17 protein-coding genes, 7 pseudogenes, 1 riboswitch and 2 other annotated features are annotated in these 20325 nt (G+C 62.7%); of the genes and pseudogenes, 15 read left to right on the top strand and 9 right to left on the bottom strand.

Features of this window, described 5'->3' with window-relative positions; all coding sequences use genetic code 11:
* Positions 1-295 precede the first annotated feature (295 nt).
* From VQ045_RS19500 to VQ045_RS19490, 3 genes are read left to right on the top strand one after another with little or no spacing between them, the layout of a single operon-like run.
* Positions 296-883, top strand: a complete 588-nt coding sequence (locus tag VQ045_RS19500) for a site-specific integrase (RefSeq protein ID WP_331831294.1) — start codon at positions 296-298, stop codon at positions 881-883.
* Between the two features lie 58 nt (positions 884-941).
* On the top strand, positions 942-1355 hold the full coding sequence (locus tag VQ045_RS19495; protein ID WP_331831293.1) for an MbcA/ParS/Xre antitoxin family protein: 414 nt from the start codon (positions 942-944) through the stop codon (positions 1353-1355).
* Positions 1355-2071: an RES family NAD+ phosphorylase gene (locus VQ045_RS19490; protein ID WP_327625944.1), complete on the top strand. Its 717-nt coding sequence runs from the start codon at positions 1355-1357 to the stop codon at positions 2069-2071. Before VQ045_RS19495 ends, VQ045_RS19490 begins: the two co-directional genes overlap by 1 nt.
* 2 nt (positions 2072-2073) lie before the next feature.
* Here VQ045_RS19490 and VQ045_RS19485 read toward each other — a convergent pair.
* The 3 genes and pseudogenes from VQ045_RS19485 to trxC form a co-directional block, all read right to left on the bottom strand.
* Positions 2074-2516, bottom strand: a pseudogene (locus VQ045_RS19485) (transposase); the annotation flags it as partial.
* A gap of 40 nt (positions 2517-2556) precedes the next feature.
* Positions 2557-3300 (bottom strand): annotated as a pseudogene (locus tag VQ045_RS19480) (DnaJ C-terminal domain-containing protein); the annotation flags it as partial.
* Between the two features lie 100 nt (positions 3301-3400).
* Complete coding sequence (trxC, locus tag VQ045_RS19475) at positions 3401-3847, bottom strand: thioredoxin TrxC (protein WP_331831292.1); 447 nt, start codon at positions 3845-3847, stop codon at positions 3401-3403.
* Between the two features lie 217 nt (positions 3848-4064).
* Between trxC and VQ045_RS19470 the strand changes: the two genes are divergently transcribed.
* The 9 genes and pseudogenes from VQ045_RS19470 (at position 4065) to VQ045_RS22095 (ending at position 10331) form a co-directional block, all read left to right on the top strand.
* Positions 4065-4349, top strand: coding sequence for a hypothetical protein (locus tag VQ045_RS19470; RefSeq protein ID WP_327650416.1), 285 nt, complete (start codon positions 4065-4067; stop codon positions 4347-4349).
* Positions 4346-4969: pseudogene (locus tag VQ045_RS19465) on the top strand (P-type ATPase); the annotation flags it as partial. The gene VQ045_RS19470 and the pseudogene VQ045_RS19465, both read left to right, overlap by 4 nt.
* 52 nt (positions 4970-5021) lie before the next feature.
* Positions 5022-6291, top strand: a pseudogene (locus VQ045_RS19460) (IS3 family transposase).
* Positions 5306-5460, top strand: a sequence feature (AL1L pseudoknot). (Overlaps the previous pseudogene by 155 nt.)
* Before the next feature lie 39 nt (positions 6292-6330).
* Positions 6331-6438 (top strand): annotated as a pseudogene (locus tag VQ045_RS19455) (IS5/IS1182 family transposase); the annotation flags it as partial.
* Between the two features lie 265 nt (positions 6439-6703).
* Positions 6704-6810: riboswitch (TPP riboswitch) on the top strand.
* Positions 6800-7411 (top strand): YkoF family thiamine/hydroxymethylpyrimidine-binding protein, encoded by a 612-nt coding sequence (locus VQ045_RS19450; RefSeq protein WP_327625948.1) that lies wholly within the window; start codon positions 6800-6802, stop codon positions 7409-7411. It overlaps the preceding riboswitch by 11 nt.
* A gap of 39 nt (positions 7412-7450) precedes the next feature.
* On the top strand, positions 7451-8218 hold the full coding sequence (locus tag VQ045_RS19445) for an ABC transporter permease (RefSeq protein ID WP_327625949.1): 768 nt from the start codon (positions 7451-7453) through the stop codon (positions 8216-8218).
* A complete protein-coding gene (locus VQ045_RS19440) occupies positions 8205-8939 on the top strand; it encodes an ABC transporter ATP-binding protein (RefSeq protein WP_327649731.1) in 735 nt (244 codons plus the stop codon). Before VQ045_RS19445 ends, VQ045_RS19440 begins: the two co-directional genes overlap by 14 nt.
* A gap of 4 nt (positions 8940-8943) precedes the next feature.
* Positions 8944-9924 (top strand): ABC transporter substrate-binding protein, encoded by a 981-nt coding sequence (locus VQ045_RS19435; protein WP_331831291.1) that lies wholly within the window; start codon positions 8944-8946, stop codon positions 9922-9924.
* Positions 9921-10331 (top strand): LLM class flavin-dependent oxidoreductase, encoded by a 411-nt coding sequence (locus tag VQ045_RS22095; RefSeq protein WP_442879908.1) that lies wholly within the window; start codon positions 9921-9923, stop codon positions 10329-10331. Before VQ045_RS19435 ends, VQ045_RS22095 begins: the two co-directional genes overlap by 4 nt.
* Before the next feature lie 118 nt (positions 10332-10449).
* Here VQ045_RS22095 and VQ045_RS19420 read toward each other — a convergent pair whose 3' ends face one another.
* Together VQ045_RS19420 and VQ045_RS19415 are read right to left on the bottom strand one after the other, a co-directional pair.
* Complete coding sequence (locus VQ045_RS19420; protein WP_331831290.1) at positions 10450-11877, bottom strand: C69 family dipeptidase; 1428 nt, start codon at positions 11875-11877, stop codon at positions 10450-10452.
* 1 nt (position 11878) lies between these two features.
* Positions 11879-12319 carry an ABC transporter ATP-binding protein gene (locus VQ045_RS19415; RefSeq protein ID WP_331831289.1) on the bottom strand — a complete coding sequence of 147 codons (441 nt, stop codon included), beginning with the start codon at positions 12317-12319 and terminating at the stop codon, positions 11879-11881.
* Positions 12320-12745: 426 nt separating this feature from the next.
* Between VQ045_RS19415 and VQ045_RS19410 the strand changes: the two genes are divergently transcribed.
* Positions 12746-13339, top strand: a complete 594-nt coding sequence (locus VQ045_RS19410; protein WP_331831288.1) for a cold-shock protein — start codon at positions 12746-12748, stop codon at positions 13337-13339.
* Positions 13340-13853: 514 nt separating this feature from the next.
* Here VQ045_RS19410 and VQ045_RS19405 read toward each other — a convergent pair.
* The 3 genes from VQ045_RS19405 to VQ045_RS19395 form a co-directional block, all read right to left on the bottom strand.
* Positions 13854-14396, bottom strand: coding sequence for a DUF488 domain-containing protein (locus VQ045_RS19405; protein ID WP_327649734.1), 543 nt, complete (start codon positions 14394-14396; stop codon positions 13854-13856).
* A 2-nt stretch (positions 14397-14398) separates the two neighbouring features.
* On the bottom strand, positions 14399-14608 hold the full coding sequence (locus VQ045_RS19400) for a DUF2945 domain-containing protein (protein ID WP_327650018.1): 210 nt from the start codon (positions 14606-14608) through the stop codon (positions 14399-14401).
* A 65-nt stretch (positions 14609-14673) separates the two neighbouring features.
* Positions 14674-16152, bottom strand: a complete 1479-nt coding sequence (locus VQ045_RS19395) for a protein adenylyltransferase SelO (RefSeq protein ID WP_331831287.1) — start codon at positions 16150-16152, stop codon at positions 14674-14676.
* 975 nt (positions 16153-17127) lie between these two features.
* Between VQ045_RS19395 and VQ045_RS19390 the strand changes: the two genes are divergently transcribed.
* Entirely contained in the window at positions 17128-18576 is a 1449-nt protein-coding gene (locus VQ045_RS19390) for a DUF6880 family protein (RefSeq protein WP_331831286.1), read from the top strand.
* A gap of 830 nt (positions 18577-19406) precedes the next feature.
* Positions 19407-19726, top strand: a pseudogene (locus VQ045_RS19385) (transposase); the annotation flags it as partial.
* Positions 19640-19765 (top strand) — a sequence feature (AL1L pseudoknot). (Overlaps the previous pseudogene by 87 nt.)
* Here VQ045_RS19385 and VQ045_RS19380 read toward each other — a convergent pair.
* Positions 19716-20264 (bottom strand): annotated as a pseudogene (locus VQ045_RS19380) (IS481 family transposase); the annotation flags it as partial. Its footprint overlaps the feature before it by 50 nt. The pseudogenes VQ045_RS19385 and VQ045_RS19380 overlap by 11 nt on opposite strands.
* Positions 20265-20325: the final 61 nt, after the last annotated feature.

The raw sequence follows: 20325 nt of genomic DNA, 5'->3' as shown, positions 1-20325 counted from the left end.
CGACGATCTCTGGCGTGCAGTCGGCAACATCTGCGACCTGTTCGAGCCCGAAGAATGTTGGAACTACCTCAAGGCCGCTGGCTATGTTGCAGATTAATCGCCTGACGCTCTAGGCGGCAAAGGTGGTGCCACGACCGGCGGCGCCGGCGTCGCGTCGCGGACCGTGTAGACGCTGCATAGCATCTTTGAACATGCCGCCCGGCTCGGTGAAATCGAAACAAATCCGGCTCGCGGCGTGCGCCGGCTTGCCAGCACACCGCGCCAGAGGCATCTCAGCCGAAGCGAAATCGGGCGGTTGGGCGAGACGCTGAGCGTTGCCGCCGACAAAGGCGAGCATCCGACCGGGCTCGCTGCCATCCGCTTCCTAATTTTGACGGGATTTCGGCGCATGGAAGGGCTTGGCCTCGAGCGGGATTGGCTCGACGAGGAAAACGGCGCGGTCCGTTTTCTCGACACCAAGAGCGGCGCTCAGATCCGCGTGATTGGTGAGGCGGCGATCGATGTCTTGCTCGATCAACCCGCAACAAATTCAAAATTCTTCTTTCCAGCCGATTGGGGTGACGGGCATTTCATCGGTGTTGTGCGCGTTCTCGATCGCGTTTGCCAACAAGCTGGGCTTGAGGACGTCACGCCTCACACGTTGCGCCATACCTTTGCGAGCCTTGCCGGTGAGCTTGGCTTTTCTGAACTGACGATCGCGGCGCTGCTCGGGCACTCCGCGCGCGGCGTTACACAGCGCTACGTTCATATCGACGAGGCGCTTCGAATGACTGCCGACCGCGTGGCCGATGAAATCGACGATTTGCTGGAAGGCCGGGCGACTCCGCCGCGTCAACGCGCCCGCCGAGGCCAAGCCCCGCCCGATCATCGATCCACCGAGTGACGCGTATTGCCAAATGGCATTAACAATCTTATGTTGAGCAGATTGGCAGGAGATAATAATGTCGACGGCAAATCTGATTGAGACGCGGGCAAGGGACTTTGTCCCCTCGCCATTGACCGACGAGGAAGGCGGGGCGCTGTTTCGTGCGGCGATCAATCTTTTCCGCCTTTGGGAAATCACCGATGAAAACGCCGCGACCTTGCTCGATCTGCCGGTGCGCACCTATCGTCGGTGGAAGGCCGACGGGCCAGGTCGCCTCGACCGTGACACCAAGACACGCCTTTCGAACATCATCGGTATCCATAAGGCGCTTCGCATCATCTTCTTAGAACCGCAGCGCGGCTATGCCTGGATCAAGGCGCCCACCGACCGATTCAACGACGCGTCCGCGCTCGACGTCATGCTCGGCGGCGATCTGACCGATCTGATGCGCGTGCGGCGATATCTGGACGCCGAGCGCGGCGGCTGGTGATGGATCCTTCTGACATTCCAGTCTCCCATATAGACTGGCCCGACGCGCGGCGGATCATCCGCAGCCTCTATCCACCGATCGACCTGTTTGAGGATATCGCAGATCCCGCCGATTGGCCGCTTTTGATCTCGGCCGAACAAAAGACCAATCCACGCCTGATGGAAACGATCGGCAATCTCGATCTCGTCGCGCCCGAGCACCGCGTCAGCGGCCCCGGCGCCAGCTATCTGATGGCGCCGTTTACGCACGTAACGACTGATAGGCCCAGCCGCTTTTCTGACGGTACGTTTGGCGTGCTTTACGCTGGCGACCGGTTCGAGGTCGCATTGTTTGAGACCATCCATCACCATGCGCGCTTCATGGCCCGAACTCGTGAAGCTGCTGGTTGGACGTCGCAGTTCCGGGAAATTTTGTTGGCCGTGACGGCGGATCTCCATGATTTTCGATCAGGCGAACCGACATATCATGTCGCCCTCGACCCAGATGACTATAGTCAAAGCCAGCGGATCGCAGGCAGGCTACGTCAGGCCCGCTCGAATGGTATCGTCTATCCAAGCGTACGGTGCGACGGCGGAAAATGCGTGGGTTTGTTCCGGCCTAACGCAGCAGCAAGCGCTCATCAGGGCCGTCATCTCGACTACCACTGGGACGGCAATCGCGTGGACTTTTATCGCGATGCAGGGAGTGGCGACGTGTACAGCCTCGATGTTTCGTGAGCGCGCTGTCGCCGACAGGCTGGGCGCGCCTTCCAGGCAAAGTAGCCGCTCGGGTTGACGCTGAGGACCTTGCAAAGACGCTGGACGAGGAACTCCTTCTTCGCCTCATCGATGAGATGGAACATCATCGACTTCCCTCCTTGGCGAAAAAAGTCGCGGCCCTCTTCAGAATTTCGCGTTCCTGGCGAAGGACCCCGTTCTCGCGCCGCAGCCGCTTCAGCTCGGCCGCCAGGTCCTCTCCTGCCGCTCGGGAGGCGGTGCTTCCAGATCACGCTCCCGGCCGTTCGCCCAGCCAGCGGCGCTGCGTCGACAGCCCGACGCAGAGATCCTCGGTGATCTCGCGCTGCGTACGCCCGCTCGTCTCGACCAGACGCACAGCCTCCACCTCGAATTCCTTCCCGAACCGGCGAGTGACTTGCCCATGAAATGCTCCTCTTTCCTTCAGAAGAGCTCTCCACTTTATCGAGGCGAGTCCACCGCAACGTTGTGCCGGTATTGGACCACCTCGGAACGGTCACCTTGACTGGGCCGGTGATGGTCGGCACCTCGATCCGGGCGCCCAGGGCCGCCTCCGTCAAGGAGACCGGCACGTCGACGTGAATGTTACCGTCCTTGGAGCGAAAGAACGAATGCGGCTGGACATGCAGTTCGACATAGGCGTCGCCCGGGGCTCCACCGCCGAATCCGGGCATCCCTTGCCCTTTCAGCCGCAGCATCTGCCGGTCGGCTGCACCTTCGGGGATCTTGACCTGCAAGGTCTTGCCTTCGGGTAATGTGATCGTCCGCGTCGCGCCATTGGCCGCATCCAGAAAAGCCACCGGGAGCGCGTAACTCACATCCTGTCCGCGCGCCCTGAACGTGCCCTGGGCTCGTCGTCCTCCACCCGAAAACGCGCGGGACAGAAACTCCTCCAAATCTTCATTGCTCGCAAATCCGTCCTGTGCGGCGTGCGAAGCGTAGGCGGGGCCGTCTGCGAAGTCGCGATAGAACCGCTCATGCGGGCGCTCGGTTCCGCTGGCGTCGATTTCGCCCGCATCGAAGCGCCGGCGTTTTTCCGGGTCCTTGAGCAGGTCGTTCGCCGCCGACAGGTCCTTGAACTTGCTCTCAGCCTCCTTGTCGCCCGGATGCAGATCCGGATGGTGCTTGCGCGCCAGTTTCTTGAATGCGGCCTTGATCTCCTTGCTGGTCGCGGAGCGGTCGACGCCGAGGGTCTCGTAAGGGTCCTTCATGCAACTGATTCCATGCCAACCATGCCTCGAATGCCCGTGTTTTTTATCGGTACTGCGCAACGCTCCGACGCCTCTGTTGCGGCGCCGATGGATGGCAGGCTCAAGCCGCCGCAATCGGCAACTTGTCACGCACCCATTGCACGATCTGACTGGCCGACATCGCGCCCGAGGTTCGGGCCGCCTCCCGCCCATCGAGGAACAGGATCATCGTCGGAATACCGCGAACGCCGAGGCGAGAGGCGGCTCCCTGTTCGGCTTCCGAATTGAGCTTGATCATGCGGACCCGCGGCTCCAGATCGCGCGCCGCGGCCTCATAAGCGGGCGCCATCGCCAGACATGGTCCGCACCAGGGGGCCCAGACATCGACGAGAACCGGAACCGTACCGCGCGCGATCTGGCGGTCGAAATTCTCCGCGCCGACATCCTCGGGATGGCCGGCGAACAGCTTCGCCCCGCATTTCCCGCATTTGGCGCCGCTGGCCGATCGCGACGGCGGCAAGCGGTTGACGCCGCCGCACTTGCTGCAGACCACACGTGTCTCGGTCATTCCGTTCTCCTTCCGCCCGGTTGGGTGCGACGGCCGGCTGCCTCGCGTCCAGATCCGAAGCGGCCGACACCGCCGTAGTGACTCCGGGCGGCCTGTACCTCTCGTCATGATGCACATTGTCTCGATCGATTGTTTGACCTTGCGCAAGTCGCGGCGGAGTTCGCTGTGGTCTGGTCGTCGGCCATGGCGCTCGGCCCCAACTCGGAGTCACAACCCAATGATCCCGCCGAATGGTAAACTCGTCGCGGTCGCCGACTGCGCGACCCTCAAACTGTTCCGGAACAGAGGTGTCGAGCCCGATATCGACATCGTGGCCGTCGACGAACCGAAGGTCGCGGCGACCAACCCCGGGTCGGGCGCCCGACACAGGAATGCCTCGGCCAATCCGGGGGGGCACCGCAGTGCAGGGGATGGTTTCGCGGTGGCAAGGGCGTTGCAGGATGAGTCTGCCAACCCCGATGGCCGAGCCGCGCAGCTGAATCCAGGACAGGGTATCCGTTGAACTCAATCCTCCACGATCGTCTGAACACCGCCCTGCTGACCGTTGCATTCCTTGGCCTTGTCGGGGGGCTCGGCCTGACATTTGCCGATCTGTCGCAACTGGCGGATACGATCTGGGCGGCGGGTGTCCTGCCGGTCCTCGCCGCCTTGGTCGTGGAGATCGTCCGGAGTCTGCGGCAAGGCGAGGTCGGGCTGGACATCGTCGCCGCACTGTCGATGTCGGCGGCACTGCTGTTTGGCGAAACGCTCGCGGCGGCGGTCGTGGCGCTGATGTATTCGGGGGGAACCTTCCTTGAAAGCTTCGCCGAGGGTCGCGCCCGACGAGAGATGAGCGATCTTCTCTCTCGTGTGCCTCGCACCGCGACGCGCCACCGCAACGGCGCGCTCGACGACGTGCCCTTGGATGACGTCGAGCCTGGCGATCTTCTGCTGATCCGGCAGGGGGACGTGGCGCCCGTCGACGGCACAGTCGAAAACAGCCGCGCGATGGTCGACCAGTCGGCGCTGACCGGCGAGTCGATGCCCGTACGTCTGGAGCATGGGCAGGACGTGATGAGCGGTTCGACCAACGCGGGCGAACCTTTCGACCTGCGCGCCAATCGCCGGGCGGCCGACAGCACTGAACCGCCCCGGGTTTCCCGGAGACCTCATTTCCTGAGAGAATGGGGTCATGATGACGAAACAGACATCGAAGAGATATTCGCCGGAGGTCCGCGAGCGGGCAGTCCGAATGGTTTTGGAGCATCAAGGCGAACACGCCTCGCAGTGGGAGGCGATATCGTCGATTGCGGCGAAGATCGGCTGTGCCGGCGAGACGCTGCGCAACTGGGTTCGCCGGGCCGAACGCGACCAGGGCGTTCGCGCCGGTCAGACGAGCGATGAGCGCGGCCGGATCAAGGCTCTCGAACGAGAGAACCGCGAGTTGCGGCAGGCCAACGAGATCCTGCGTAAGGCATCGGCGTATTTTGCTCAGGCGGAGCTCGACCGCCCGTTCAGACGATGACGACGTTCATCGACAACCATCGTGACGTCTATGGGGTCGAGCCGATCTGCCGTTCGCCATTGTCGCTCGGACCAATGGCGCGACATGGCTCACTCTGCCGATCGCCCCATCGACGTATCACGAGCACGCGGCTCGCAACCGCGATCCTGATCGTCGCCCGGCCCGCGAACGTCGCGACGACGAACTCTGCCAGGATATTCGCCGTGTCTTCGAAGCGAACTTCGGCGTCTACGGCGTTCGCAAGGTTTGGCGCCAGATGAAGCGTGAAGGCATTGATGTCGCCCGCCGCACCGTTGCCCGACTGATGCGAAGCCTTGGCCTGAAGGGCGTCGTTCGCGGCAAGCCGGTGAAGACGACGATCAGCGACAAGGCTACGCCCTGTCCGCTGGACCTGGTGAACCGGCAGTTTCAGGCTGCGTCGCCGAATGCCCTGTGGGTCAGCGATTTTACCTACGTCGCCACCTGGCGTGGCTTCGTTTACGTGGCCTTTGTTATCGACACCTTCGCCCGCCGGATTGTCGGCTGGCGCGTCTCACGAACGGCCCACGCCGACTTCGTCCTCGACGCCCTGGAGCAGGCGCTCCATGACCGGCGGCCCTTCGCCGGCGGTGGCCTCGTGTGCCATTCCGACCGCGGATCCCAATATGTCAGTATTCGCTACACCGAGCGTCTGGCCGAGGCCGGCATCGAACCTTCTGTCGGAAGCGTCGGAGATTCATATGACAACGCCCTGGCCGAAACGATCAACGGCCTGTTCAAGGCCGAAGTAATCCATCGACGCGGCCCGTGGCGAAGCTTCGAAGCGGTCGAGTTCGCCACCCTCGAATGGGTCGACTGGTTCAACAATCGCCGCCTGCTCGAGCCGATCGGAAATATTCCTCCCGCCGAGGCGGAAGCCGCATACTACGCCCAGCTTGAGGCCATGCCGATCGCCGCGTAGAACTCAAACCAAACGGTCTCCGGGAAACCCGGGGCGGTTCAATGCCGCAGGCTGTCCAAAGACTTCGAGAACCTGTCGCGCAGCGCGCTCGCCTTCCTCAAACTGGCGTCTATCCGCTTCATGATGCGAAGGCTCTGTTTGAAATGAATAACTTTCCGGACCGACTCTAACACTACTTTGGGCGATGTCACGTTGTTTCCTTGGCAAGGATCTTTGTGTAGTTGGGGGGGGCATGAGCAGGACCGCGCCGACGTACAAGAAACACCGCTATAGCGATGACCGCTCGGAGCCCACTATGACTGATGCTGCATCGCACACATTCGGTCGCAGTGCGGCGGGCGCAGTTATTCGAGGCCAGAACGATCCGCCTCGTCTCGAATTGACATTCTGCTGCGACTGGCCACATATCTGCCGACATGGCCAGGGGTGCTCCGTTCGGGGCTGAGATGCGCGAGACCGCGCGAACCCTTCACAGCTGATCCGGGTAATGCCGGCGGAGCGAGGAAACATGTTCATAGGCGCGCAGGTGTCGCTCTATCCGATGACGTCGGAGTTCGTGGACGTAATCACATCGGGGCTCGCCGCTCTAACCCCCTACTACAGTGAGTTGCGGATCGAGACGGACGACATGTCGACCCTGATGGTCGGCGCGCCCGATCCGCTGATCGACGCGATCCGGGATCTGTTTGCTGCCGCCGCGCGGCAGCCCGATCATGTCACGATGCATGTCACCCTGTCGCGGGGATGTTACGGTGAACCCGACGATCCCAGTTGCCGCTGCGAGACGCTGGCGCGCGCACAGGATGAAACCTTCGAGGAGCGAAAGGCTCTGGCGCGGGACGCGGTCGCCGGCGCGCCGGATCTCGGCGTCGGGATCGACGTCCAGTTCTCGCTCTACGTGCTGGGCCAGGACCGCCACATGGACGAGATCTACGGTTGCATCGAGTTTCTGAAAGGCTCGGGCACTTTCCTGAAGTCCAAGAACTTCTGCACGCGGCTGCGCGGCGATGCAGGCGCGGTGTTCGAGACGGTGCGGCAGGCGTTCCTGCGCTTCGGTCCTGCCGAGGGACATGTCACGATCGACCTGACAGCCTCCGTCAACAGCCCCAGCTTCGCCTGACCCCGCCCGTCGCACAGCCGGTTCGCGTCCGGAGACGTCATGCAATCCCTGCGACACATCCTGCCGACAGTGCTGATCGCTTCGGCGCTTCTACTGGCCTGGCAGGTCTATTGCGCGCTTGCCGGGGTCTCACCGCTGGTGCTGCCCGCGCCGACGGACGTGCTGCGATCCCTCATCGTCGAGCGCGCGCGGATCGGGCCCCATGCGCTCAGCACGATCTGGGTCGCCACGCTGGGCTTCTCCACTTCGGTCCTTTTCGCCTTTGCCGCCTCTGTCGCCCTGCATTTCAGCCCTTGGCTCCAGCGCGGCCTGATGCCGCTGCTCGTCGCCAGCCAGACCATTCCGCTCGTCGCACTGGCGCCGCTGATGATCCTGTGGTTCGGCTTCGGGCTGTTGCCCAAGGTGCTTCTGGTCATCCTGGTCACCTTCTTCCCGATCCTCGTGAGCCTGCTGTCGGGCTACGGCCAGGTGCCGCAGGCCTATCTGGATCTCCTGACCTCGATGCGGGCCGGCAAACTCCGCATCTTTCGGCGTGCGACGCTGCCGGTGGCGCGGGCGTCGTTCTTCGCGGGGCTGAGGATTTCGGCCACCTATGCCATTGTCGCGACGATCTTCGCCGAGTATGCCGGCGCGCGGCAAGGGCTCGGGATCTACATCCTCACCGCCAAGAACAGTTTCCGCGCCGATCTCGTGCTTGCCGCCGTCGTCGTCTCGGCCGGCCTGACCCTGCTGCTCCTGGGTGCGCTGCGCCTGATCGAACGACTCACCGCACACGGCCACCGACGAGGGCGCGATGCTGCGGGTTGAGGGGCTGACGGTCCGGGTGGAGGCGCGGACGCTGGTCACGAATTTTTCGTGCGAGCTTCGGGAGGGGCGGATTACCTGCCTGATTGGGCCCTCGGGCTGCGGCAAGACATCCGTGCTCAAATGGCTCGCCGGCATCCTGCCGCCCGGCATCGAGGCAAAGGGCAGGGTCACGCTCGACGGCGCACCGATCCTGCGCCCGCATCCGAGCATCAGCTATCAGCCGCAGAGCGACGCTCTGTTTCCTTGGCTGACCGTCACCGACAACGCGGCGCTCGGGCTCGAGATGGCGGGACTGCCGCGCAGGGCCGCGCGCGAGAAGGTCGCGGACCTGTTCGTCCCGTTCGGGCTGTCGGGATGCGAAGATCTCTATCCCGACCAGGTCTCGGGCGGCATGCGCCAGCGCGCGGCGTTCCTGCGCACGATCGTGCAGGACAGCCGTTTCGTCCTTCTGGACGAGCCGTTCTCGGCTCTGGACGCCGTGACGCGGCTCAGGATGCAGGACTGGCTTTGCGCTCGTCTGGCCGAGACATTGCGCGGTGTCCTGATGGTTACCCACGATCTACACGAGGCTACACAGATGGCCGACCACATCCTCGTCATGTCGGCGCGGCCGGGCCCCCTTGTCGCCGACATCCCCATCACCACCCCCCGCGAGAGGCGGAGCGAAGTGGCGTTGGCCGAAATCCGCACGACCCTCAGAACCCTGCTACTCAAGGAGTGATACGATGATCCGCAATCTGCTGCTCGCAGCCTGCCTGACCCTGCCAATCGCCGCCGAGGCCCGGGAAAAGGTGACCATCGCCCTCGACTGGACGCTGAACACCAACCACGTCGGCCTGATCGTCGCACGCGACCGCGGGTTTTACGACGAGGCCGGGCTGGAGGTGGAGATCCTGCCCTATTCGGACACCAGCTCGACCGCGCTGCTGGCCGCCGATGTCGCGGATTTCGCCTATATGACCTCGCTCGGTTTCATGAGCGCGCGCCCCGCCGGAGCCGACATCATCGCCCTCTGGGCCACGATGCAGCACGAGGCCGGGCGGCTGGTCTACAACAGCGCCAACGAAGCGATCACCCGCCCGGCGGATCTCTCGGGCAAGACCTATGCCGGCTTCGGCAGCGCCTGGGAGGACGCGCTGATCGGGACGATGATCCGCAACGACGGAGGCGAGCCGGTCTATGACACGGTGACGCTGGGCACCGGCGCATACGAGGCGCTGGCGACGGGGCGCGTCGACTTCACGCTCGAGGTCGCGACCTGGGAAGGCGTGAACAGCGAGCTTCTGGGGCGCGAGCAGTCTTCCTTCATCTACGCCGACTACGGCGTCCCCGATCAGCAGAATGGCTACATCGGCACCCGTGCCGAGATCCTGCAGGACGATCCGGAGACGGTGACGGTCTTCATGAAAGCGACGCAGGCCGGATACGAATGGGCGGTCGATCATCCCGAGGAAGCGGCGGAGCTGCTGATCGCCGCCGGCGACTTCCCGAACCCGGAGCTGGTGCGAGGCTCGATGGAGAAGATCGTCGCGGGCGGCTACATGCGGGACAGCAACGTCCCCGTGGGCAAGATCGACGCCGATCGTTTCGCCGAGATGGCGCAATTCCTCTTCGACAGCGGCGTTCTCAAGGACCCGAGCGGCGCACCGCTGGAGTGGCCGGGAGATGTCGCGGACTGGTTCGACCAGAGCTGGATGGACGAGTGATCCTGAATGCGGTCCTGTTTGGGCATGGCAGCCACGAGGCGGCCTGGCGCAGCCCCGGCATGCGCGCCACCGCACCGCTCGAACTGTCGCATTGGCTGAGTTGCGCGCGGAAGGCAGAGGCCGCCGGGTTCGACGGCCTCTTTCTGGGTGACATCCTCTGCCTGCAGGACCGTCCAGAGCATCATCCGTCCGAGACGCTCGATCCGCTCATGGTACTGGCGGCGCTGGCCGGAGCGACCGATCGGCTGACGCTGATCGGTACCGCCTCGACCAGCTTCAACCATCCCCTTCACCTCGCCCGGCGTTTCCACAAGCCGCACCACGCGGCCGGTGCGCTCGGCCGCGATCAGAGTGGTGCCGGAGCCGCCAAATCCGTCCAGTACGATCTCGCCACGGCGGGTGCCTGAGCATAGTCCAGTACTGATACCTTGATATCAACCATGCCGTCCTCGGAAATCTTGAAATACTCCGCGTGGACCCGCTGACCCGCTGACCCAAAGACCTCGTCCCCGCCCGTGAACCGCGTCACCACACCTGAGGCGGAGCGAGGGGAACGTCGGTCAGGTTCAGATTGTCAGAAGCCCGCAAGGTCACGTAGGCTGCTGCGCTGAGCGCCTTGCAGTCGGCAAGGGCGCGATCGAACCATCTTTCGCTGAACTCTGTCAGCAGGTGTGACGCCAGCGTGCTCTTGCCAGCATCGCAAAGGATCGCAGCGCTCTCCTGAACGGCGGCGAGCTCCTCGCAGATCAGCGCCTCGATATTGCGCCAGTGGCTGCCCACGTCGCCGAGCAGCTTTTCCTGTTCCTGAAAGGCCAGGTGCATCAGCCGCTTGAATTCGTAGGCCGCAGAGTCGGCGGTCTCGATCCCTTGAGGGACGCGCGATACGACTTCCGGGTTCTGGGTCTCTTTCCGGCGATCAAGGAACCGCGCGCTCTCGCCCGAGGTCAGATAGCGGTGCTGACGATAGGCTGGCGGCACCGAGGTCTGACAGAGCCAGACAGGCATCAGTGGGGCAGTAACCGGGCCGACCGGGGCATGCCACATCATCCTCAGTTCGGGATGGGCGGGATGTTCCAGAGGCACGACCTGTCCGTAGCCCGCTGTGTCGCCGGTCAGGCGTTCGGTCGAAATCGACCAGAACACGTCGGCGAGCCCGATCTTTTCGCGGCGCGACGCACGGCTGTGCATTTCTTCCTCGATCCATACGGCACCCACCCAGGGGCCTTTCCCATCTCCGTAGATGCGGTTGACGTCAAACGGACCCTCGGACGGATCGTACCAGCCCCGCTGACGCGCGGTGCTGATGAAATGCGGCGGAAACAGAAAGTCCGCGTCGGGCGCCTCGGGAATGACACCGATGTATCCCGGCCGGGACGCTCGGATGCTGTCGTCGCCCAGGCGTTCCGCGACCCAGAGGCCCAGTCCGCCGGCAAACTCGATCACCACCCATGCCTCATCGGGGTCGGCGATGATGTGTGAATTGCCCCCGTAGGTAGAGTAGCCATGACTGGCGATCAGCGATCCGATCAGAGCGACTCCCTCCCGCGCCGAGCGCGCGCGCTCCACCACGATGCGCGCGAGATCGGAGTAGTTCGGCCCGGTCTGATCCTTAGGCGTGATCTCGACGAGCGCCTTGCTGGAGTTCGACCAGATATCACGCACCGCGACCCCATGCTCGTTCAGCCCCCCGTTGGTCAGCGGCGCCGGAACGCCGAGATAGTGGCTGTAGTTGACGCGCATGTTGCGAAAGGTCCGGGGCGCCTGGGGAATTCCCGACAGATGGCCCGGCATGTCCGCCTGCGGCGTCACTCCGACCGTGATTGTCGCACCCTCTGTGTGGTCCTGCCGCGGGTAGATGTCGAGCCAATGGCTGGACGGCTCGTCCCCGTAGCCCGCGAGATAGGGGATGCCGGTCGCCGTATGCGACCGACCGATATAGATGCCGTAACTCAATTCATTTTCCCTTTCGCAGGCGTTCCGCTGGCTGGTTCAGCGGAAAATGGCAGGCATGGATCCGCCCGTTGTTCTCACAAAGATGCGGTGGTCTCACGGCCCGGCAGAGATCCTTCGCATAGGGACAGCGACCTACGAAATCGCAGCCCTTCGGGCGGTTCAGCAGGCTCGGAACCTCGCCCGAGATCGACACATGCGTGCGTCGCTCGTCGGGATCCGGCTGCGGTATGCCATTCACGAGCGTTTCGGAATAAGGGTGCATTGGCGCGTTGAAAATATCGTCGGCGGGGCCTTCCTCGACGATGCGGCCCAGATCCATGATGGCCAGACGGTCGCTGATATGGCGCACCACCGGAAGGTTATGGGTGATGATCAGGTAGCCGAGCCCGTGCTCGGCCTGAAGATCGGCCATCAGGTTGAGGATTTCGCCCTGGACTGACATATCGAGACCAGCGGTGGGTTCATCCGCGATGTTCAGCTTGGGGTTGAGAGCGAGGGCGCGGGCGACGCCGTCGTGCCTGCCCGCCGGACAATTCGTGGTGTGTAGGGCGGTGAGGCCACGAAGCGGCGCCGTTTTGGCCGGCCGCGCCGGTTTAAAACCCGGCCAGTGGTATTGTCACGTTGAATTACGCCCAGAAGCGTTCGGAACTTGCAAATCGGATTGGTCTCGGTCCAAAAGCGGGCGCCAAGGTCGGACGGAAGAAGGCTGCCGAGCTTCAATCGCTCGGTGCGCACCTCCGCCGCGCAGCTAGCGATGCTGCCGATCGTTCGTCCAGGGCAATGGCGTGCCTGGTATTGAACGCGTTGACCCCTTGGCCAGTGCACGATGTCTTCAATATGCTTCAGTCAGAGCAACAAGAGACTGCAAATGGCCAAGAACCGAGACCGCCGTGGATCACATCGTTCCGAATGGAGCGACGAGGGCGACCACAACTTTCAGGAACCCAGCTTCTTTCAGAAACAGCCATCGAGGAGCCTCTCCAACGGAGTGGATGCGGAGGTGCTGTGGTTCAATTCCGACAAGGGATTTGGGTTTGTCCAGACTCCCGATGGCGGCAAGGCTTTTCTCCACATCCGGCAGTTGGAGGCTGCGGGCTACAAGACCGTTGCGGATGGCACGGCCATAAAGGTGGTCATCCAGCCGGGCGACAAGGGCCCCCATGTTGCGGAGGTTCTGGATGTTGCTCCGGCATCCGCGAGCAGGCGGGCACCACATAGCCAGCCGGAGAGCTCTTCCAGCGACCGACCTGTAGTCGGTGAGGTGAAGGGGGTCGTCAAGTTCTACCATCCCGACAAAGGCTTTGGCTTCATCGGCCAGATGGATGGGGGCAAGGACATCTTCGTACATGTCTCGACGCTTGGTCGATCTGGCATTGCCATCCTGGAAGAAGGACAAGTTGTTTGGGTCCAATACGCAGAAGGTGCCAAAGGACTTGAGGCACGTTCAGTGCGTATTGCCTGATATTTCGAAGTTATGAAAATCAACGGATTGAGTCCGCCACTTCTAGGTCGGCTGCCAAGTACATCTTCTTGCGCATCTCGACCGAACTGGCACCGGTCCGCCGCGGCTGCCTCTCCGTGTCGATAAGCAGCGCCCAGTTCGTCGAGATGTTGCCGCGCACGCCGTAAGAGCGCGACGAGATCCTCGTGAAGCTCGAGGAGGGCCAAAAGGACCGCAGCCACGGTCAGAGAGTGGGGCAAGGTAGAACCTCGCCCGGAGGGCCCCCACACAATTGATTCGGCGTGGTTCCTTCACCGTGCTGGTCGGAAAAATCCTGGCGCGCGTCGAGGCAGAACTCGAGCCGGTAAATGACGCAAGCCCACGGCGAAGGGCAAGCTGGGTGTTGATGTACGAAGCAATGCACGGACGACCAGCGGCCACATGGTGCGCCTTGCCTGCGCGCTCAAGGTCAACAGCTTCGGCGACAATGCGTGTCGGTCGACCTCCTGCCATCGATTGCAGCCTGCGAGTGCCGTCACCCCTCGCAGCTGTGCGCGGGATAGACGACCTTGCCTTGCTCGGTTCGTTGCGCACCGATAGTGGGCTTGGCACTGTCGATCTTTCCCGGTGCCATCAGGTGGTCGACATCGCTGCCGTTGAGGAGAAGATAATCGACGATGATACGCCGGTGGCATCGCCACCAGACCGCTTCCGCGCACATCAACGCCACGCGTTGCCCGTGGCCGAGGCCGACAAGCTCGTCTAGGGCAGCGGCAAATCCTTCACCCAGGGCGTAGTCGGCGTAATTGTGGAAACTTCGCACGCGCCACATTGCATTGAGCGTTTCCTCGACACCTGATTGCTTCGATCGTCGACCGCCCAGCGCGGGAAAGTGCCTGTATCGGATCTGTCGTAGTGCAAGGTCCGTCGGTAGCCGATCGATATTGAAAACGGGGTTGCTTCGTGATCGTGGAAAGGACCTGATGTCGACCAGCAGATCGACACGTGCCTCGCGCAGCATTTCGAGGAATTCGTCAAGGCTACGATTGGAGTGACCGATCGTGGTGAACCGCGCCATCGTCAGTCGATCTTTGTCAGCGCGTCTTCCTTGTGAGCGGCGATGTGATCGGTCTTGTCGCTCTTGATTTCGTATTGCGGTTCGTCTTTCGAGGCGTGGCGGCGGTGACCTTTGTAGTCGAAATCCTCGTGATGGATCCCGATGATTGTACCGCGAACCCGACCAGCTTCGGAATTCCAGCTGAAATGATCGCCCTTCGAGTATTTCGCCATCAGGATCTCCTCTTCTTCATCCATTTTCGTCATCCAACGCGCCTCTTCGCAACGAACCCTCAGCTTCAGGTCCCGCAAAAGGTCTTATAGATGCGCCCATCGGGCGACGGTGGCTCGGCATAGCTTGCGAATGCTGGTTGGTCTTCGTACGGCCTGGAGAGAACGGTCAGAAGCTCATCGAACGGCCCGAACTCCTGCTTCTCCACGGCGGCCTCGATGACCGCCTCAACGCGGTGGTTGCGCGGGATGAAGGCCGGATTGACTCGCTGCATGGAAGCCCGGCGCGCTGAACCCTCTTGCGGCTCCTGGCCGAGCCGATGGCGCCAGCGTCCGGCCCATTCGTCATATGTGGCAGGGTCTTCGAAGAGGCTGCGCACCGCGACGTCGCCTTCAGGCCCAATGGCGGCCTCGCTCAGGCGGCGGAAGGTCAGGGTGAAGTCCGCCTTGCCAGTGGCCATCCGTTCGAGAAGTTCCTGCGTTAGCGCAAGGTCGCCCTCCCGCTCCGACAAAAGTCCCAATTTGCGACGCAAGCCACCATTATACTCGTCGCTAAACTGTGCTGTGAAGGCCGAAAGCGCCTCCTGGGCCTGCTCCACGGCTTTGTCCTGATCCTCAGCCAGGAGGGGCAGCAGACACTCCGCCAGCCGCGTCAGGTCCCACTGCGCGATCGCAGGCTGATTGGCATAGGCGTAGCGACCCAACTGGTCGATCGAGCTGAAGACGGTGTTGGGATTGTAGATGTCCAGAAAAGCGCAGGGGCCATAGTCAATGGTCTCGCCGGCGATGGACATGTTGTCGGTGTTCATGACGCCGTGGATGAAGCCGACGACCAGCCACTGCGCGACGAGGTACGCTTGGCGCGCAATCACACTTTCCAGCAGTGCCAGGTAGGGACGAATAGCGCCCGCGGCATTCGGGTAGTGCCGGGCGATCGCGTGATCAGCGAGAGCCCTCACGGCATCGACGTCGCCGCGCGCCGCGAAGAACTGGAAGGTTCCGATCCGGATGTGACTGGACGCGACCCGCGTCAGCACCGCACCTGGCAAGTAGGTTTCGCGTATCACTTCATCGCCCGTCATGACCGCAGCGAGCGCCCGAGTGGTCGGAATGCCAACAGCCGCCATGGCCTCGCTGACGATGTACTCGCGCAGAACCGGTCCAAGCGCCGCCCGCCCGTCGCCGCCGCGGGAAAACGGTGTGCGGCCGGAGCCCTTTAGCTGGATATCCCGGCGCACTCCCTCCTGATCGACGATCTCGCCCAGCAGAATCGCCCTTCCGTCGCCGAGCTGCGGCACGAACTGGCCAAACTGGTGCCCCGCATAGGCGGTGGCGATCGGCTCGGCACCCTCAGGAATCCGCTTGCCAGCAAGGATCTCAACACCCGTCTGCGTGGCGAGCTCGTCCGGATTGAGCCCGAGCTGGACGGCTAAGTCCCGGTTGAGCTTGAGGAGGTGCGGTGCGGAGACAGGGGTAGGGGGAACCCGCGCATAAAACGAGCTCGGCAGCCGAGCATAGCTGTTGTCGAATGCAAAGCGTACCGTCATTCACACGCCTCCAACATGAGCGGCAGTCGCGAGACGCTTCGTCGCTCGCGACGATTGTTTTCAATGACAATAGTGCTCTTAGGCTGCCGGCGCTGCATGTTGATGTGGCGATGCTCGGACTTCATTTCCACCCACGTGCCAGAAATGGATGGGTCGGTGCCTTCGGGCAGTAGCCTCTTCGAGCAGACCGGCTACGACGACTCTCGCGCCCAGCGAACGTCTGGTCTTCGCGGATCCGCAGCCTGAAGCTGCCTGTCCGCTCTCGGCCCGATTCGACAAAACCAGCCGGGCAGAAACGCGCCCATTCGAGGCATTCGATCGCGACGTCCAGTATGCCTGGGTGCGCTTCCTGCGGTCCATATGGAATGGTTTCACGACCATGTGAGCATTGAAGAAATGCTTTTCGACGGAGCGCCAGTGCCGGTGGACGGGTGTGTCTCCACAAATGGCGAGCCCGGCTTGGGATTGACGCTCAAGGAGAAGGATGCGCGACGTTTCGAAGCAGAGTAAATGACGACCAATAACCGAAACCAAAAGGGTCCTGACCGCCGAGTGTGTTTCCGCCCTCGTGAGATGATCACGCTTCAGGATGATCATGCGAGCGATCATCGAGCCGACGGCACCTTGCGAAGCCGGGCGGCCTTCATCTTCCCGGATCGCCGCCGTCGCGTTGCCCATTCGCCGACGACGCGGGTCGGACCGCCGAAGCCGAGACCCGGAGACAGCGGCCGGCGCGATAAGGGGGCGTTCCGGTTTCAGACTTTACACTGAGACACTACCTGCCTGACCGGCGGATTGATCCGAACTCGTCGTTGTTTCGATTGTCCGTGGCATGCCGAATTTCTCGGGCGAACCCGGTCGATATTGCGTCGCAGAGGCGTTGCTGGACGGGCGACCAGCGCGCGATCTGCATTCGGCCTTGCGATCGAAGCATGGTTGCGCCATTCCGCAAGCCGATCCGAAGAAGAAATCGATATGGCATCGAAAACCACACTGAACGAAAAGAACCTTGAAGCCCTCGGTGCCGAGCGGCTTGCATGCCTGTTGATCGAGATCAGCACCGGCAGCGCGGGCGCCAAGCGGCGGCTTCGTCTGGAACTGGCCGGGGCGCAAGGAGCGGGCGAGGTCGCACGGCAGGTGCGCAAGCGCCTGACGACGATCGCGCGTTCGCGGTCCTTCGTGGATTGGCAAAAGCGAAAGACCCTGGTCGGCGACTTGGAAACACAGCGACGCGCCATCGTCGAAGAGGTCGGCAGGTCCGACCCAGCCGAAGCGCTGGACCTGATGTGGCGGTTTCTGGCGTTGGCGAACCCGGTATTCGGTCGATGCGACGACAGCAGCGGGACGGTAATCGGGATATTCCAGACAGCCTGCGACGATCTCGGCGAACTTGCCAAGGCCGCTGGCGCCGATCCCACACGGTTGGCAGACCAGGCTTTCGAGGCCCTCTTGGAAAATAGCTACGGGCAATATGACGAATTGATCGCGGTGCTGGCGCCAAGTCTTGGACAGACAGGTCTCGATCATCTGAAGGCGCGCGTCGTTGCGTTCTCCCAGACGCCGCCCGATCGGCCGGGGAATGATGCGGAACGGCAGGTGATCGGATGGGGGAGTGGTGGCCCGGTCTATGCCGACGAGATCGAAGCGCGCCGGCATGACAGCACCGTTCGCCTTGCCCTGGAAACGATCGCGGACGCGCAGGGCGACGTCGATGCGTTTATCGCCCAGCAGAGTGAGGCGGCGCGGACTGTCCCGGCAGTCGCTACCGAGATTTCGCAACGTCTTCTGAAGGCAGGGCGAGCGGACGAAGCATGGGCGGCGATCAACCGAGTCGACGACCGGCGATCGGACCGGTTGAGCTGGATTTCCTATGAATGGGAAGAAACTCGCCTTGCCGTGATGGAGGCGCTTAGTCGGGCCGACGAGGCGCAGGCGTTTCGATGGGCGTGCTTCGAGCGAAGGCTTAGCGTCCAGCATCTGCGTGCCTATCTCAAGCAACTGCCCGACTTCGATGACGTCGAGGCCGAGGACCGGGCTCTGGCGCATGCGCTCGCCCATCCCGACGGTCATGAAGCCCTGGTGTTCTTGCTCAATTGGCCGGCGCTCGACAAGGCGGCGGCGCTGGTGCTGCAGCCCGCGCGCGAGTGGGACGGGGATTATTACGAGCTTCTGACCCCGGCGGCGGATGCGCTGGCCGGAAAATATCCGCTGGCGGCAACAAGGCTGTTGCGCGCGATGATCAACTTTGCTCTGGAACGGGTAAGGGTGAAGCGGTATCGGCATGCGGCGCGGCATCTGGCCGAATGCGCGGGTCTTGCGGCGGGGATCGAGGCATTCGGCGACCTCGAACCTCACGAGGCCTATGTTGCCCGGTTGAAAGCCGAGCACGGTCGCAAGACGTCGTTCTGGACAAAGGCGCCATGACTGCCATGTCCCGGCTGCTCGCGGGTCGCTCGCTCCTGAATCTCCACAGACGCGCACGATCGGCAGGAATGGGGATTGTCGACATCGGCGCGATTTTCGTGCGGCTGACGACGACGCAGACGGTCACGACTGGCTGCGTCGACTTCCGCGATGGACGTTCACTGCCCCGCTCCCCCCAAGAAGAAAAACGGCTTAACCACTGGCACCGGCAAAGTTTTACTCCGGCGGGACCCACGACATCGCCGCCGCTTCGTGACCTGCTTTCTCACCGCCGTGAACGGGACCGGGCTATGAGCCTCGCCGGAACCGTCATCCACGCCGCCCACGTAACAGTAGTGGGGCATTGCGCTCTGAGGCCTGGAGAGGCGGAAACGCCTTGAACGCCTTACTCAGTTTCCCGCGCACGGCGTCGACCTCGACGGCTCTGGCCGGAATTTCGTCGAGATCGCCGAATCCGAACATTACAGGTCTATAGATTTCGGCCCCGAGATCGAGAAGATGGATGCGGCCTGCTTGTCCGTCTCCGGTATCCAGCAACATTTCAGTGGGCCAAATGCGCAGAACCAGGCGTCGGCCGGTCGTGGACGGCTTTGTCAGCATGGCGACCGGCAGGCGGCCGTCGTGCAGGAGCGTCGCCGGAGGGACCTCCGCCAAACCCCGTACGGCAACAGCATCGACAGGACATGCTGGGTCAGGCTCGCCTCGGAGCTTTTCCAGCCATCCCGCGCCAATGCCGCGACGAACGGGTGCAAACCGCCGGCATACTGGGCGATGAACGGCTGCGGAGGCTCTCCCCCAGCGTGACACGGGCGCGGGGAAGACTTGCCCAACTGCCCTCCCGCCATTCGANTCAAGGCGAACACGCCTCGCAGTGGGAGGCGATATCGTCGATTGCGGCGAAGATCGGCTGTGCCGGCGAGACGCTGCGCAACTGGGTTCGCCGGGCCGAACGCGACCAGGGCGTTCGCGCCGGTCAGACGAGCGATGAGCGCGGCCGGATCAAGGCTCTCGAACGAGAGAACCGCGAGTTGCGGCAGGCCAACGAGATCCTGCGTAAGGCATCGGCGTATTTTGCTCAGGCGGAGCTCGACCGCCCGTTCAGACGATGACGACGTTCATCGACAACCATCGTGACGTCTATGGGGTCGATAGGGAACTGCCGCGATCAGATCTCGCAGAAACGTCCCTGCCTCCCTCTTCCCGGCCTTTTTGACCAGTTGGGTGAAGGCGAATTTGCTTGTTCGGTCGATGGCCGCGAAGAGATAGAGCTTTCCTTCAGCAGTCTGCACCTCGGCGATGTCGATATGGAAGTAGCCGATCGGGTAGCGTTTGAACTTCTTTCTGACCGGCTTGTCGCCTTCGATCTCGGGCAGACGGGAGATGCCGTGACGCTGGAGGCAGCGGTGCAAGGACGACCGCGTCAGATACGCAATTGTCGGCTGCAGGGCGTAGAGACAGTCGTCGAGCGGCAAAAGCGTGTGGCGCCGGAAGGCGACGATGACGGCTTCCTCTTCCATCGATAGGACGGTTGATTTTGGCTCTCGAGGACCAGTGCGCTGATCGGCCGTCGTGCTTCGCTTCTTCCACTTCGCGACGGTCTTTGGATTAATGCCGTGCCGTCTGGCGAGCTGCCTAACACTACTTTGGCACTTTTGGTTTGTCGGTTTCTGCGATGAGCATTTCACAATGAGGGCATCGCAGGGGCGGAGGTCGTGCGAAGAGATCGAGGATGGCTTGCCTGATGGCCGG

This window comes from Aurantimonas sp. E1-2-R+4 (genome assembly GCF_036549515.1).
Classification (GTDB): domain Bacteria; phylum Pseudomonadota; class Alphaproteobacteria; order Rhizobiales; family Rhizobiaceae; genus Aurantimonas; species Aurantimonas coralicida_A.
The sequence above is the reverse complement of the archived record's forward strand: the minus strand, read 5'-3'. Positions and strand labels throughout refer to the sequence as shown.